The 293-nt window shown below is 70.6% G+C and carries 1 protein-coding gene; it reads left to right on the top strand.

Features of this window, described 5'->3' with window-relative positions; all coding sequences use genetic code 11:
* Nucleotides 1-293 (top strand): tripartite tricarboxylate transporter substrate-binding protein (locus AC3A6B_RS29935; RefSeq protein ID WP_487840256.1); only part of this gene is annotated, 293 nt, incomplete at both ends.

Genomic DNA, 293 nt, shown 5'->3' with positions numbered 1-293 from the left:
GGCTCGCCCGCGGCCGGCTCCACGCCGCACTTCATCGGCGCGCTGCTGGGCATCAACAACGGCGTGGAGCTCAAGCACGTGCCCTACCGCGGCTCGATCCCCGGCGTGACCGACGTGGTGGGCGGCCAGATCGCCTCGATGATCACGCCCAGCGGCGACTTCATCGCCAACCACAAGGCCGGCAAGCTGCGCCTGCTCGCGACTTCCGGCAAGGCGCGCTCGCCGTTCTCGCCCGAGGTGCCGACGCTGGCGGAGCAGGGCTTTCCGGAACTGACGACCGAGGAGTGGTTCGG

The sequence above is a fragment of the Variovorax sp. Soil_C_33 genome (assembly GCF_057656935.1).
Note: the sequence above shows the minus strand (reverse complement) of the source record. Positions and strands in the feature narration are given on the sequence as shown.